This is a genomic window from Massilia niastensis DSM 21313 (assembly GCF_000382345.1).
Lineage (GTDB): Bacteria > Pseudomonadota > Gammaproteobacteria > Burkholderiales > Burkholderiaceae_D > Telluria > Telluria niastensis.
In genome coordinates this window covers 25356-41189 of the sequence record NZ_KB908126.1, presented here as the reverse complement: position 1 = coordinate 41189, position 15834 = coordinate 25356, and the positions used below count along the sequence as shown (strand labels likewise).

Genomic DNA, 15834 nt, shown 5'->3' with positions numbered 1-15834 from the left:
GTAACGACATCTACCTGTTCGGCCTGGGCTCGGGCAAGGACACCATCGCTTCCTACGACGGCGCCGCCGGCAAGCTCGACCTGGTCCAGCTCGGCACCGGCGTGACGGCGGCGAACCTGAGCGCGACGCGCGACGGTTCCAACCTGGTGCTGAGCATCACCGGGACGTCCGATGAACTGCGGATCAACAGCTACTTCAGTGGCGACGCGGCCAGTGGCTACCAGGTCGAGCAGATCAAGTTTGCCGATGGCGTCATCTGGGATGTGGCAACGGTGAAAACGAAGGTGCTGGCCGCGACCGCGGAGGACGACATTCGTTATGGCTACGCCTCGGCAGACAGCCTGGGCGGTTCAAGCGGTGACGATACCTTGTACGGCAGGGAAGGAAACGACACCCTCGATGGCGGAAGCGGTACGGACCGGCTGTACGGCGAAGACGGCAACGATATCCTCAAGGGCGGCACCCAGGGGGACTATCTGGAAGGCGGCAACGGCAACGACACCTACGTCATCGACAACATTGGCGATACGGTGAACGAATATGCCAATGGAGGCACTGACACGGTCCAAAGCAGTGTGACGTATATCTTGGGCGCGAATGTGGAGAAGCTGGTCCTCACCGGAACTGCCGCGCTCAACGGCACCGGCAATGCCCTTTCCAATACCATCCAGGGCAATAGCGCCAATAACATCATCACTGGCGGCGCCGGTATCGATACCTTGACCGGAGGGGGCGGCAGTGACATTTTCGACTTCAATGCCTTGTCGGAGATGGGGCTGACCACCGGCACCGCGGATGTGATTACCGACTTCGTCAGCGGGACGGACAAGATCGATCTCTCCACGATCGATGCCAACACCTTGACTACGACGAACAATGCCTTCACTGGTTTTATCGGTAGCACTGAGGCCTTTACCCAGGCAGGGCAATTGAAATTCGCCGGCGGTATCCTGTATGGAAATACTGACACGGATAGCACCGCGGAGTTCGCTATCCGGCTTGTAGGCGTCAGTACTTTGGCGGCGGGAGACGTGCTGTTGTAGAAATTGGTCTTGACGGGCTGGCGCCGACTAGGTCGGGATGCGGGTGAACAGCCCGGGATAGCGCAGCACCAGCCCTTCGGCGTCGGTCTCGATCTCCGCGGTAAACGCGTCGGCCGGGCTGTCGAAGCGGTAGCGGCCGGGCGCCAGGCAGGTGTAGGCCTGGTGCGCCGGCCGGAGCGCAAGGGACGGGAGCTCGATGAAGGCGACCTGGATGTCCTGCCGCTGCCGCAGCCGGTCGCCCAGCCGGCGTAGCGGCAAGGTATTGGTGAAGGGCGTGCAGGACAGGTCGACATCGATGCAGCCGTCCAGCGCGGGGATGGATTCGCCGTCGGCGCCGCTCCAGCGTCCTTCGCCATCGGCGCCCAGCAGCAGGCTGGCGCCGCCCGCGACCTGCACCTCGACCTCGCGCACCCGCCAGTGCGCATCGCAGCGCACGACATAAGCGACACCGAACAGCTCGCCCGGGAACAGGTTGCCGGATGCGGGACCGATCACCACACCCTCGGCAATGACCAGCTCATCCGTGTAGGAAAGCGCGAGGTGCTCGCATCCTCCGCCCTGCTGCGTTGCCCAGCGATAGCTTCGTTGCATGCCGCCCTCCGTCATGGAACGCCGGAGCACAGTATGCCCGCGTTTGCGGTGCACGGCACCGCCGTATGGAAGCGTGCGGCCCGCGCCATGCAATCTTGAAGAGCTCATCCGGCAGCCGCGTGTTGTAAACACCACAGCCCGCACAAGCGTTGTCGCAGCGCACAAATGTTAGCGCTACCGTTAGCGCTATCAATTTGCTCATCCTTGCCCAGTGAAAGCCTCCCGGGCATCTATGCATCCCGGGAAAACGAACCCGGCCAGGCTCTTGCCAATGTTGCATTGCAATATAAATCACGGCTTTACAAATTTTCTAGCTTGCCCAAGACTTGGAAAAAAGAATGATAGCGCTAACGGTGATCTACAAGGAGACATATGGCAGCAGCAAGCGATGTACCCCATGCCCGGCGACGCTGGGTGATCATGGGCGTCAGCGGATGCGGAAAGAGCACGATCGGCACCGCGCTGGCACACACCTTCTCCGTTCCCTTCCTCGAGGGGGACGCATTCCATCCTGAAAGCAACGTGGCCAAGATGTCGGCCGGCATACCGCTGGACGACGAGGACCGCGCCGGCTGGCTGCAGGCGCTCGCCAGCGAGATCCGCCAGGCCCGTGCGGAGGAGCGCGGCCTGGTCCTGTCGTGCTCGGCACTCAAGCGGCGCTACCGCGACCTGCTGCGCGAAGCCGATCCCACGCTGCAGTTCGTGCACCTGGCCGGACCGCGCGAACTGATCGCCCAGCGCATGCAGCAGCGTGTCGGCCATTACATGCCGCCCTCCCTGCTGGACAGCCAGCTGCGCATCCTGGAACCGCTGGGGGCCGACGAGGCCGGCCTCGACCTGGATATCGCACTGGCGCCAGCCACGCTGATCGCAAGCATCACCGGCAAGGCCTAGCCGCCGGGCCCAAGGCAACACGACTCACGCGTCATGGCGTAGCCGCCCACCAGCGAGGCCGGCGCGCCGCCCCTAACAACCAAGGAGACAACAATGCGTACCCCAGTTCAGAGGACTTTGATCAACCTGGCCGTCGCCAGCGCCTGCGTCCTGATCGGCGCCGCCGCCCATGCGCAGCAGGCCCAGCTTGACGCCACGAGCGCCGCCGCGCCGGCCGACACCCAGGGCGTCGAAGCGCCCGTGGCAGCGGCGGCCGATGCCGCGCCAGCGCCCGCCGCGGTGGGCGAAGCGTCGGTGGTGCGGGTGTCGGGCTCGCGCATCGTGGCGCGCGGCTTCTCGCAGCCGACACCGACCACCAGCCTGAGCAGCGCCGACCTCGAGAAGGCCGCCAAGCCCAACCTGTTCAACACCCTGGCCGAACTGCCGGCCCTGCAGGGCAGCACCGGCCGCACCACCAGCACCAACAGCACCAGCAGCGGCATCCAGGGCCTGAGCTCCCTGAGCCTGCGCGGCCTCGGCACGATCCGGACCCTGACCCTGCTGGACGGCCAGCGCGTGGTCGGTGCCAACGTCACCGGCGTGACCGACGTCAGCCAGTTCCCGCAACTGCTGGTCAAGCGCGTCGACGTGGTGACCGGCGGCGCCTCGGCCTCGTACGGCTCGGATGCGGTGGGCGGCGTGGTCAACTTCGTCACGGACAAGAAGTTCAAGGGCTTCAAGGCCCACGTCCAGGGCGGCCAGACCAAGTACGACGACGACAAGGGCGCCACCGTGCAGGCGGCCTGGGGCCGCGCCTTCCTGGACGACCGCTTCCATGTGACCATGAGCGGCGAATTCACCAAGGAGAACGGCATCGATTCGCCGGGCTTCGGCGAAGTCGGCCCGAACGGCCGCACCTGGTACAAGAACCCGGCCTACTCGGTGCGCCCGCTGGGCCAGACCACCGACGGCAAGCCGCAGTACCAGGTCATCGAACACGCGCAGCAGTACCAGTATTCCAAGTACGGCCTGATCACCAACGGTCCGCTGCAGGGCATCGCCTTCGGCGACGGCGGCGTGCCCTACCAGTTCCAGTACGGCTCGGGCGGCAAGCCGACCGGCACCGGCGCGGTCACCAACTGCATCAACCCGTTCTGCATCGGCGGTGACCTGAGCGGCAGCGTGGGCGCGGGCACCAACCTGGCAATGAACTTCAAGCGCCAGGTGGCCTACACCCGCATGTCCTTCGACATCGACCCGGACAACGAAATCTACTTCACCGCCAACTTCGGCCAGGTGGGATCGCACTTCTCGCCGAATCCGGGCGCGGCCAAGAACGCCAACCTGACCATCCAGTGCAGCAACCCCTTCCTGCCGGCGTCGATCGTGGCGGCCTGCGCGGCCAACAACATCACCAGCTTCCAGTACGGCACCGCCAACGCGATCTTCCCGGCGAACATCAACGTGCATCCGACCCGCACCCAGCGCCGCTTCGTGCTCGGCGCGGACGGCCGGTTCAAGGCCTTCGGCAAGGAATGGGCGTACGACGCCTACGTGACGCATGGCGAGAACAAGACCAACATCGACGTCCACGACATCACGCTCAACGCGCGCTACAACGCCGCGATCGACGCCGTGCGCACGCCGGACGGCCGTATCGTCTGCCGCAACCCGGTGGCGGCCGCCAGCGGCTGCGTCCCCTTGAACATCATCGGCAACAACCCGGTCGATCCGAGGGCCTGGGCCTACATCGCCCCGGAACAGGGTCCGCGCCAGCGCACCACGCAAAGCCAGGACGTGGGCAGCTTCAACATCAACGGCGAGATCTTCGAAGGCTGGGCCGGCCCGGTCTCGCTGGCGACCGGCGCCGAGTACCGCCGCGAGAAGTACCGCGTGCGCGGCGACGCCTACGGCAACGGCGTCACGCCCACTTCCCAGAACAACGCCTACTACCCGGCCGATCCGCTCCTGAACACCACCGTGGGCAACAACTGGTACGCGGGTAACTACCACAACGGCGAGGGCTCGTATAACGTGCGCGAAGCCTACGTCGAGCTGAACATCCCGGTGCTGAAGTCGGACACCTGGGGCGAGGCCAATCTGAACCTGGCCGACCGCGAGACCAAGTACAGCACCGCCGGCAGCGTGGGCAGCTGGAAGCTGGGCGCCACCTGGCAGACCCCGGTCGACGGCCTGCGCCTGCGCGGCGTGACCTCGAAGGACGTGCGCGCGCCCAACCTGAGCGAGCTGTTCGCCGCGCCGGTGGTGGTCAACAACGTGGTCCAGTACCAGGGCAACACCATCAGCGTCCAGGAACGCACCGTCGGCAACACCGCCCTGCGTCCCGAGATCGCGCGCAACAACTCCTTCGGCATCGTGCTGAGCCAGCCAAGCTGGGCGCCGGGCTTCAGCATCTCGGCGGACTATTTCGACATCAAGGTCAAGGGCGTGATCTCGGCGCTGACGATCCAGCAGGAAGTCGACCTGTGCGTGGCCGGCAACCAGGAAATCTGCTCGGCCATGGTGCTGAACAGCCCGGGCAACAACTACGTGACGGTCCAGAACTTCAACCTCGCGTCGCTGCACACCAAGGGCTTCGACATCGAGACCGCCTACCGCACCGACCTGGGCAAACTGAACCTGCCGGGCCGCTTCACCTTCCGCGCACTGGGCACCCGCAACCTGCACTTCATCACCGACTCGGGCGTGGTCGGCACCATCCCGGTCGATTCCGCAGGCTCGAACATGGGCAATACGCCGAAGTGGAAAGTGCTGGCGCAGCAGACCTGGGACTACGACAAGTGGAGCCTGTCGCTGACCGAGCGCTGGATCAGCGACGGCACCTACCGCAACGACTTCATCGAGTGCCAGACCAACTGCCCGGTATCGACCCTGATCCACCCGACCATCCTGAACAACAAGATGAAGGGCGCGGCCTACCTCGACATCGGCGGCAGCTACAACTTCTCGAAGCAGATGCAGTTCTACTTCAAGGTCGACAACGTCACCGACCGCGATCCGGAAGCGGCGCCGCAGACCAACGCCAGCTACGGCATCAACCCGGCCCTGTACGACGTGGTCGGACGCACCTACCGGGTCGGCCTGCGTTACGGCTTCTGACGGGAGCCAGCCGTGTGGAATGTGCTTTCCGTACTGCTGGCAGTCGGCCTGCTGACCATCATGATCGCCTGGGGCAAGGTACAGCCGCTCCTGGCCTTCGTGGTGGCGGCGCTGGTCGCCGCCCTGCTGCTGGGCGTCCCGGTCGCGAGGATCCCGGGCGCGATCGAGAAGGGCATCGGCGACCTGCTCGGCTCCCTGGTGGTGATCATTTGCCTGGGCGCCGTGTTCGGCAAGCTGATCGCCGACAGCGGCGCCGCGCGCCGCATCGCCACCTGCCTGATCGACTCGCTCGGACCGGCGCGCATCCCGGTGGCGCTGACCATCACCGGCTTCGTGGTCGGCATACCGCTGTACTACAACGTCGGCTTCGTGCTGCTGGTGCCGCTGATCTTCTCGCTGGTCGCCGGATCGGGCCGGCCGGCGGTGGCGCTGGCGATCCCGCTGCTGGCCGGCCTGTCGATCGCGCACGGCTTCCTGCCGCCGCATCCCTCGCCGGTCGCGCTGGTGGCGTCCATCCACGCCGACATGGGAACCACGCTGCTGTACGGGATCGTGGTCGCGATCCCGACCCTGATCCTGGCCGGTCCCGTGTTCGCCATGTCGCTGCGCCGCATCCGCGGCGAACCCTCGGCCATCTTCCGCAACGGAAGCCAGGTGCCGGACGCGGAACTGCCCGGCGCCTTCAACAGCTTCGCCACCGCGCTGCTGCCGGTGGTCCTGCTGGGCGCGACCACGGTGCTCACCATGGCGCGCCCGGACCTCAACGGCGTGCTGGCCGTCCTGTCCAACCCGCTCGTGGTGATGCTGATCTCCTATGTGGTGGCGATCTTCACCCTCGGCCTGGCGCGCGGCAAGAAGTTCTCGAGCGTGATGCAGGGACCGGCGGAAGCCATGCGCGAGATCGCGCCCATCCTCCTGATCATCGCCGGCGCCGGCGCGCTCAAGCAGGTGCTGGTGGAGTCGGGCGTCAGCGCGGAACTGGGCGCCCTGCTCGGCAGCCTGCCGGTGCCGCCGCTGGTGCTGGGCTGGTCGGTGGCGACCCTGATCCGCATCTGCCTCGGGTCGGCCACGGTGGCCGGCGTGACGGCCGGCGGTATCGTCGCGCCGCTGGTGCAGAGCTCGGGCGTCGATCCGAACCTGATGGTGCTGGCGATCGGCGCGGGGAGCCTGATGTGCAGCCACGTGAACGATTCCGGTTTCTGGATGTTCAAGGAATATTTCGGTTTGTCTTTGAAGGACACATTCCGTTCCTGGACCTTGATGGAGACCCTGGTCGGGGTGTTCGGTCTGTTGTTCGTGATGCTTTTGTCGCTGCTTTTACCGCTGTCTTTCAGTTGAGGAACCAACAATGAAAATGACTCTTCCTGTCCGCCACGCGCTGGCGCTGGCCGTCGCGCTGGCCGCTTCCACGGCCAACGCCGCCTCGGTCTCCGCCTACCAGACCATGCCCGAGGACCCGAAGGCGGTCGTGGTGCGCGCCAAGGGCGACGGCAAGGCCGACGACAGCGCGGCCATCCAGGACGCCATCAACCAGGCCGCCAACAAGGGCCAGGGCGGCGTGGTGTTCCTGCCCTCCGGCCGCTACCGCATCACCCGTTCGATCCTGATCCCGCTCGCGGTGCGCGTGTACGGCGTGGGCGCGACCCGCCCGGTGTTCGTGCTGGCGCCGAACACGCCCGGCTTCCAGAAGGGTGTGGCCAACATGGTGGTCTTCACCGGCGGCGACCAGTACAGCGTGGGCAAGGTGCCGATGCCGGTGCCGAGCGCGGTGCCGTTCAGCGAGGACGTGCGCAACGCGAACTCCTCGACCTTCTATTCGGCCCTGTCGAACGTCGACTTCGAGATCAAGGACGGCAACCCGGCCGCCGCCGCGGTGCGCATGCACACGGCCCAGCACTCGAACCTGAGCCACATCGACTTCCATCTCGGCTCCGGGCTGGCGGGCGTCTACCAGGTCGGCAACGTGGCCTACAACCTGCGCTTCTACGGCGGCCGCTACGGCATCCTGAGCGAGAAGACCTCGCCCGCCTGGCAGTTCACGCTGATGGATTCCACTTTCGAAGGCCAGCGCGACGCCGCGATCCGCGAGCACGAAGCCAGCCTCACGATGATCAATACCGAGATCCGCAACACGCCGGTCGGCGTCGAGATCAACCGCGGCTATGGCGACTGGCTGTGGGGCAAGGATGTCCGCTTCGAGAACGTCAGCAAGGCGGCGCTCATCATCAGCAACGAGGACAACGTCTATACCCAGGTCGGCTTCGAGAAGGCGATCGCGCGCAACGTGCCGACCTTCGTGCGCTTCCGCGACAGCGGCAAGACCCTGGCGGGCAAGGGCCGCAGCTACCAGGTCAAGGAATTCAATTACGGCCTGAAGATCGAGCAGATGGGCGAACCGGGCCAGTTCGCCACCAACTACAAGACCGCGGCCCTGCCCGCCACGACCACGGCCGCGCGCGCCCTGCGCCCGCTGCCGCCGACCAGGGAATGGGCCAACGTGCATGCGTTTGGCGCCAGGGGCGACGGCCAGACCGACGACACGGCGGCCATCCAGAAGGCCATCGACAGCAGCCGCGTGGTCTACCTGCCGCTCGGCTTCTATGTGGTCAACGACACCATCCGCATGAAGCCGGACACGGTGATCGTGGCCCTGCATCCGGGCCTGACCCAGCTCCTGATCCCGAACGGCTCGCCGAAGTTCCAGGGCGTCGACGGTCCGAAGGCGCTGCTGGAAAGCGCGCGCGGCGGCGAGGGCATCGTGTCGGGCATCGGCCTGGCGACCGGCGAAGTGAACAACCGCGCGGTGGCGCTGCTGTGGCGCGCGGGCGAGCATTCGCTGGTGGACGACGTGCGCATCCAGGGCGGCCACGGCACCCGCCTGTACGACGGCAGCCGCGCCGATCCCTACAAGAAGGACGCGAAATTCGACACCACCGCGCACTGGGACCGCCAGTACCCGAGCGTGTGGGTGACCGACGGCGGCGGCGGCACCTTCTCCGGCATCTGGTCGCCGAGCGGCTACGCGCAGGCGGGCTTCTACGTGACCAATACCAGGACCCCGGGCAAGGTATACGAACTCTCGGCCGAGCACCACATCCGCGCCGAGATCGTGCTGGACAATGTCGAGAACTGGGAATTCCTGGCGCCGCAGACCGAGGAGGAAATCCGCGACGGCGCCGACGCGGTCTCGCTCGAGATCCGCAACTCGAAGAACCTGCTGTTCGCGAACTACCACGCCTACCGCGTGACGCGTTCGACCAAGCCGATGCCGGCCGCGGTCCTGATCACCAATTCGAGCGACATCCGCTTCCGCAACGTGCACGTGAACGGCGAGAGCGGCTTCGCCACCTGCGACGAGAACGGCTGCGCCACCTACCTGCGGGCCAGCAAGTACGCCTACGAGAATTCGATCCGCGACCTCACCAACAAGCTCGACATCCGCGAACGCGAGTTCGCCGTGTTCGACTACACCGGCAAGCAGCGCAGCGCGCCGCCCGCCCTGGGCAAGGTCGACAAGCTGGAAGGCGGCTTCTACTCGATCGCCGGCGCGGCCGTCGATGCCAGGGGCAAGCTGTACTTCGTGGACCGCTACTGGAAGCGCATCTTCAGCTGGGCGAAGGACGAAGGCCTGGTGGTGGTGCGCGACGCGCCGCTCGACCCGGTCAACCTGGCGGTCGACAACAGCGGCAACGTGATGGTGAAGTCCTCGTACGGCCCGCAGGCGACCGTGTACGCGTTCAAGCCGGGCGCGCCCGATACCGAATTCACGATGATCAAGCCGACCCCGGTGGCGCCGCGCAACGGCGCGCGCGTGGCGGTGCCGGTCAACTTCTGGCAGAACGGCGAATTCAAGGACCAGCTCAACTTCGACACCTATGAGTTCACCACCCTGGCCGAGATGTTCGCGCGCGACGTCGCCCTGCCGAAGGCGAACGAATACGTGTCGCCGGACGGCAGCCTGGTGCTGCCGGCCTACCGCGTGCTGCGCCAGGGCGGGCCGGACCACCTGGGCTGGCGCTGGGCCGATTCGCTGCAGACGCACGGCTTCGTGAGCGCCCCGGTCGGCCAGCGCGTGGTGTTCACCAACGGTTCGGAGAACCGCACCTTCAGCGGCGTCGTCAACCAGGGCGGCGGCCTCACCGACCTGAAGCTGCTGGCCGACCGCGGCGGCGAGAGCGCGGCGCTGGGTCCGAACGGCGACGTGTACGTGGCGAACGGCCAGGTCTTCATCTATGGCCAGGACGGCAAGCAGAAAGGCCGCATCGACGTGCCGGAACGTCCGCTGCAGCTGCTCTTCGGCGGACAGGACAAGCGCACCCTGTTCATCCTGACCCACCACTCGCTGTACTCGACCCAGGTCGAGTGAACGGAGGCGCGCCATGAAGCCTGTATCCGGAATCCTGCATGCGGCGTGCTGCGCGGTGCTGGCCCTGGCTGGTGCGGCCGCCCTCGCCCAGCAGCCGCCGGCGCCGCCGAGCGTGCAACTCTGGCCCGGCGGCGCGCCGGGCTCGGAGAAGCGTCACGGCGAGCCGGAAAAGATCGAGAACAGCTACGTGAGCAATGTGCACGATCCGTCCCTGACCGTCATGAAAGCCGACCCGCGCCATGCCAACGGCGCGGCGGTGATCGTGGTCCCGGGTGGCGGGCACCGCATGCTCGTGTTCCAGAACGAAGGCGTGCTGGCGGCGAAGAACCTGAACCGGGTCGGCGTCACCGCCTTCGTGCTGAAGTACCGGCTGGCGCGCGACCAGGGCTCGGCCTATTCGATCGAGCACGACGCCGCCAGCGACCTGCGGCGCGCCGTGCGCTGGGTGCGCGCGCATGCGGCGGACTATGGCGTCGACCCGCAGCGCATCGGCGTGATGGGCTTCTCGGCCGGCGGCGAGCTGGTGTCGCTGGTGGCGGACAATCCGGAACCTGCGTCTTCCGGCAGGCGCGATGCGGTCGACCGCCTCAGCGCCAGGCCGGACTTCCAGGTACTGGTCTATCCCGGCCCGCTGGGCGTGCCGGCGCAGGACGTGAAGAACGCGCCGCCGGCCTTCCTCGTGGCCGGCTCGCGCGACACCTGCTGCATGCCGCCGACCGTCGCGCTGTACCAGCAGCTGGTCGCAGCCGGCGTGTCGGCCGAGCTGCACCTGTATGCCGATACCGACCACGCATTCAATGTGGGCCAGCGCGGCGAGCGTGTCTCGCTGCAGCACTGGCCGGACCGCCTGGGCGACTGGCTGGCCGATGGCGGCTGGCTGGTCCCGCGCGGCAATCGCGCGCCGGAAGGCGTGCCTGCACCATAAGGAGATTCTGATGAAACGTACTACCCTGGCGTTGGCCGCCCTGCTTGCCGCGTCCGCATCATCGACCAGCTGGGCCGACAGCCAGTTCAAGCTGTTGGTGCTGGCCATTCCGAACAAGTACCACTACGAATACATCCCGATCGCACGCGAGAGCCTGGAAAGGCTGGGCAAGCTGCATTCGTTCGACTTCACCTGGTCCAACAAGACCGACACCTTCGACGGCGACCTGCGGCAGTATGCGGCGGTGGTGTTCATGAATACGCCGGGCGAGGAGCTGAATCCGGCGCAGCGCAAGAAGTTCGAAGACTATATGCGCGCGGGCGGCAATGCGATCGTGGTGCACCGTGCGGCGATCACGCCGCCGAACAACTGGGTCTGGTACGAGAAGCTGGTAGGACGGACCGTGGGCGTGCATCCGATGGTGCAGACCGGCGTGGTGACCGTGGTCGACAAGGGTTTTCCGGCCACCTACGGCATTCCGGATCGCTGGATCTGGAGCGACGAGTTCTACGTGACCACCAATCCCTACAAGGTGAAGATCAACACGGTGCTGGGCGTGGACGAGTCGAGCTACGATCCGCGCAAGATCTGGCCGGGACAGGTGTCCGAGCCGATGGGCAAGGACCATCCGATCGCGTGGTATCACCAGGTCGAGCAGGGGCGCGTGTTCGTGACCACGCTGGGGCATAACGGCGAGATGTACCGCGATCCGCAGTACCTGACCCATCTGCTGGGAGGGATTTACTGGGCGGCGACGGGTAAAGGCCAGCTGCGCTAAGCAGAGGTAGGGACGTGCGCGACAACTGAAAGTATGGGCATTGAATTCTCAAATGCAATTTTGAGATCACAGAGCTGCTCTACTTACCGGCGAGCCTGAGTTGGCTCAAAAAACAAAAAGCCTGCCGCCAAAATGGCGTGCAGGCTTTTTATTGAAGAACTAGTTAAAGCTCTGTCCTAGAACGGAATGTCGTCATCCATATCCGAGAAGTTCGGCGCCGGTTTCGGCTGCGGACGGGCTGCCGGCGCCGGCGGAGCCTGGCGCGGCGCCGGACGCTGCTGCTGCTGCGGCGCCGACGAGTAGTCGTCGTCCATGCCGCCGCCGTAACCCTGGTCGTTGCCGCCCATGCCCTGGCGACCGCCCAGCATCTGCATGTTCTCGGCGATGATGTCGGTGGCGTAGCGCTCGATACCGTCCTTGTCGGTGTACTTGCGGGTCTGCAGGCGGCCTTCGACGTAGACCGACGAACCTTTCTTCAGGTACTGGCCCACGATCTCGGCCAGGCGGCCGAAGAAGGAAATACGGTGCCACTCGGTCAGCTCTTTCTGCTCGCCGGTGTTGCGGTCCTTCGACTTGTACGAGGTTGCCACCGCGATGTTCGCGATCGCGTCGCCGCTCGGCATGTAGCGGATTTCCGGGTCACGGCCGAGGTTGCCGACGATGATGACCTTGTTAACTGATGCCATGTTGTTACTCCTTCAAAGTATGTGGAGCCCTGACTCTGCACAAGACTAAGCGTCAGGGAACGGGGTGAATCAACTTGCTATTATGGGGCCTGTTGGGCTCCTTAAAAAGAGGATTTTGTAAGCCCGCTCAAACCATCCCACCCCTCCGGGTCAAGAGGCTTCCCGGCCATTCCCGCCCCCTCCCGTACCCCTCGCGCCACGGTTCTTCGACACCGCCTACAATTGAGCGGTTCATCCACGGTTCAGTGAACTTCAGTACATTTTCCAGCGCATTTATTTGCGGTTCCTGGACCCTTTGTCATTGAACAGCAGGGGAAACGGCCCACATAAAGCGGGCCCAGCAGTTGGCTGCCGACGCGGACTTGCCTGGACGGCATGTCAAAACATTCACGGCCAGCCCATCAATTGCTGGATGGATGTACAGCACTAAGAAAAACACGCTACACTTATGGGTTCTCCCCGATCGGCCCGCTCACCGCGACAGTCTCGTGCGCTGGCCCTACAAACTAATTGAAAGCCAGCAAAAACTTAATGGAAGAAATTCGTATTCGTGGTGCGCGCACGCACAACCTGAAGAATATCAACCTTGACCTGCCGCGCAACAAGCTGATCGTCATCACCGGCCTGTCGGGGTCCGGCAAGTCTTCCCTCGCCTTCGACACCCTGTATGCCGAAGGCCAGCGCCGCTACGTCGAGTCGCTCTCGGCCTATGCGCGCCAGTTCCTCCAGCTGATGGAAAAGCCCGACGTCGACCTGATCGAAGGCCTGTCGCCGGCCATCTCGATCGAACAGAAGGCCACCTCGCACAACCCGCGCTCGACCGTCGGCACCGTCACCGAGATCCACGACTACCTGCGCCTGCTGTACGCGCGCGTCGGCACGCCCTACTGCCCGGACCACCCGCAGGAGCCGCTGGCCGCGCAGACCGTGTCGCAGATGGTGGATACCGTGCTGGCCATGCCGGAAGGCACCAAGCTGATGATCCTGGCGCCCGTCGTGGCCAACCGCAAGGGCGAGCACGGCGACCTGTTCCAGGCCATGCAGGCCCAGGGCTTCGTGCGCTTCCGCATCGCCAGCGGCGTGAACGCGGCCAAGATCTACGAGATCGACGACCTGCCGAAGCTGAAGAAGACCGAGAAGCACACCATCGACGTCGTGATCGACCGCGTCAAGGTCAATCCGGAAATCAAGCAGCGCCTGGCCGAGAGCTTCGAGACCGCCCTGCGCCTGGCCGATGGCCGCGCCGTGGCCTACGAGATGGACACCGAAAAGGAAACGGTGTTCTCGAACAAGTTCGCCTGTAACGTCTGCGGCTATTCGCTGCAGGAACTCGAGCCGCGCCTGTTCTCGTTCAATAACCCGATGGGCGCCTGCACCGAGTGCGACGGCCTGGGTCATATCGAGTTCTTCGATCCGAAGCGGATCGTGGCCTTCCCGCACCTGTCGCTGGCGTCCGGCGCCGTGAAGGGCTGGGACCGCCGCAACCAGTTCTATTTCCAGATGCTGCAGAACCTGGCGGCCTTCTACGAGTTCGACCTCGACAAGCCGTTCGAGCAGCTGGCGAAGCCGGCGCAGGAAGCCGTGCTGTTTGGCTCTGGCAAGACCTCGATTCCGTTCAGCTATGTGAACGAGCGCGGCCGCACCGTGATCCGCGAGCACACCTTCGAAGGCGTGGTGAACAACCTGCAGCGCCGCTACCGCGAGACCGACTCGATGGCGGTCAAGGAAGAGCTGGCGAAGTTCATCAACGAGAAGAAGTGCCCGTCCTGCGATGGCGCGCGCCTGCGCACCGAGGCGCGCTACGTGAAGATCGGCCAGGGGGCGCAGCAGCGCGCCATCTACGAGGTGTCCGATAAACCCTTGCGCGAGACGCTCGAGTTCTTCGATACGCTGGAGCTGTCGGGCGCCAAGAAGGACATCGCCGAGCGCGTCATCAAGGAAATCGTGTCGCGCCTGAAGTTCCTGAACAACGTCGGCCTCGACTACCTGTCGCTCGACCGCAGCGCGGACACCCTGTCCGGCGGCGAGGCGCAGCGTATCCGCCTGGCGTCGCAGATCGGTTCCGGCCTGACCGGCGTGATGTATGTGCTGGACGAGCCGTCGATCGGCCTGCACCAGCGCGACAACGACCGCCTGATCGCGACCCTGAAGCACCTGCGCGACATCGGCAACAGCGTGCTGGTGGTGGAGCACGACGAGGATGCGATCCGCACCGCGGACTACATCGTCGACATGGGTCCCGGCGCCGGCGTGCATGGCGGTGAAGTGATCGCCTCCGGTTCGCTGAAGGAGATCATGAAGAACAAGCACTCGCTGACCGCGCAGTACCTGGACGGCCGCCGCAAGATCGAGGTGCCGAAGAAGCGCACCCAGGCCGACGCCGCGCGCCAGCTGGTGATCACCGGCGCGACCGGCAACAACCTCAAGAACGTCAGCCTGACCTTGCCGGTGGGCCTGCTCACCTGCGTGACCGGCGTGTCCGGTTCGGGCAAGTCGACCCTGATCAACGACACGCTGTACCCGGCGCTGTCGCGCCACCTGTACGGTTCCCAGACCGAACCGGCGGCGCACGACGCGATCCACGGGCTGGAGCACTTCGACAAGGTGATCTCGGTCGACCAGGCGCCGATCGGCCGTACCCCGCGCTCGAATCCGGCGACCTACACCGGCGTGTTCACTCCGATCCGCGACCTGTTCGCGACGGTGCCGACCGCGAAGGAACGCGGCTACAGCGCCGGCCGCTTCTCGTTCAACGTGAAGGGCGGCCGCTGCGAAGCCTGCCAGGGCGACGGCGTGATCAAGGTCGAGATGCACTTCCTGCCGGACGTGTACGTGCCGTGCGACGTCTGCCACGGCAAGCGCTACAACCGCGAGACCCTGGAAGTCCAGTACAAGGGCAAGAACATCACCGAGGTGCTGGAGATGACGGTCGAGGACGCGCACGAGTTCTTCAAGCCGGTGCCGGTCATCGCGCGCAAGCTGCAGACCCTGCTGGACGTGGGCCTGGGCTACATCAAGCTGGGCCAGAGCGCGACCACGCTGTCGGGCGGCGAGGCGCAGCGCGTCAAGCTGTCGCTCGAACTGTCCAAGCGCGACACGGGACGCACGCTGTACATCCTCGATGAACCGACCACCGGCCTGCACTTCGCCGACATCGACCTGCTGCTGAAGGTGATCCACCGCCTGCGCGACCAGGGCAACACGCTCGCCATCATCGAGCACAACCTGGACGTCATCAAGACGGCGGACTGGATCGTCGACCTGGGGCCGGAAGGCGGCGCCGGCGGCGGCACGATCGTGGCCTCGGGCACGCCGGAGGCCGTGGCGGCGAACAAGGCCAGCGTGACGGGCAAGTACCTGAAGCCGCTGCTGAAGGCATAAGCGGCAAGGTGGCCATCAAATGAAACAGGGGCAGTGCCATCGGCACTGCCCCTGTCTCTTTTTTTACGCCG

10 protein-coding genes are annotated in these 15834 nt (G+C 65.3%); 8 read left to right on the top strand and 2 right to left on the bottom strand.

What is annotated here, in order from left to right; translation table 11 throughout:
- Positions 1-1043, top strand: a 1043-nt coding sequence (locus tag H162_RS0123275) for a calcium-binding protein (protein ID WP_020655894.1), incomplete at its 5' end; no start/stop codon positions are given.
- A gap of 27 nt (positions 1044-1070) precedes the next feature.
- Here the strand turns inward: H162_RS0123275 and H162_RS0123270 are convergent.
- Positions 1071-1634, bottom strand: a complete 564-nt coding sequence (locus H162_RS0123270; protein ID WP_026354984.1) for a putative glycolipid-binding domain-containing protein — start codon at positions 1632-1634, stop codon at positions 1071-1073.
- 372 nt (positions 1635-2006) lie between these two features.
- On the opposite strand from H162_RS0123270, the gene H162_RS0123265 reads away from it, so the two are divergent.
- The 6 genes from H162_RS0123265 (at position 2007) to H162_RS0123240 (ending at position 11696) form a co-directional block, all read left to right on the top strand.
- Complete coding sequence (locus tag H162_RS0123265) at positions 2007-2528, top strand: gluconokinase (RefSeq protein ID WP_229452213.1); 522 nt, start codon at positions 2007-2009, stop codon at positions 2526-2528.
- Positions 2529-2621: 93 nt separating this feature from the next.
- The gene (locus tag H162_RS0123260; RefSeq protein ID WP_040788018.1) at positions 2622-5627 is read left to right on the top strand and encodes a TonB-dependent receptor plug domain-containing protein; all 3006 of its coding nucleotides are present in this window, start codon (positions 2622-2624) and stop codon (positions 5625-5627) included.
- 12 nt (positions 5628-5639) lie between these two features.
- A complete protein-coding gene (locus H162_RS0123255) occupies positions 5640-6965 on the top strand; it encodes a gluconate:H+ symporter (RefSeq protein WP_040788017.1) in 1326 nt (441 codons plus the stop codon).
- A gap of 10 nt (positions 6966-6975) precedes the next feature.
- The gene (locus H162_RS0123250) at positions 6976-9993 is read left to right on the top strand and encodes a glycosyl hydrolase family 28-related protein (RefSeq protein ID WP_020655889.1); all 3018 of its coding nucleotides are present in this window, start codon (positions 6976-6978) and stop codon (positions 9991-9993) included.
- A 13-nt stretch (positions 9994-10006) separates the two neighbouring features.
- Positions 10007-10918, top strand: a complete 912-nt coding sequence (locus H162_RS0123245) for an alpha/beta hydrolase (RefSeq protein ID WP_020655888.1) — start codon at positions 10007-10009, stop codon at positions 10916-10918.
- 10 nt (positions 10919-10928) lie between these two features.
- On the top strand, positions 10929-11696 hold the full coding sequence (locus tag H162_RS0123240; protein WP_020655887.1) for a ThuA domain-containing protein: 768 nt from the start codon (positions 10929-10931) through the stop codon (positions 11694-11696).
- Between the two features lie 176 nt (positions 11697-11872).
- Here H162_RS0123240 and ssb read toward each other — a convergent pair whose 3' ends face one another.
- Positions 11873-12382, bottom strand: coding sequence for a single-stranded DNA-binding protein (ssb, locus tag H162_RS0123235; RefSeq protein ID WP_020655886.1), 510 nt, complete (start codon positions 12380-12382; stop codon positions 11873-11875).
- Between the two features lie 531 nt (positions 12383-12913).
- Here ssb and uvrA point away from each other — a divergent pair.
- Entirely contained in the window at positions 12914-15763 is a 2850-nt protein-coding gene (uvrA, locus tag H162_RS0123230; protein ID WP_020655885.1) for an excinuclease ABC subunit UvrA, read from the top strand.
- Positions 15764-15834 lie beyond the last annotated feature (71 nt).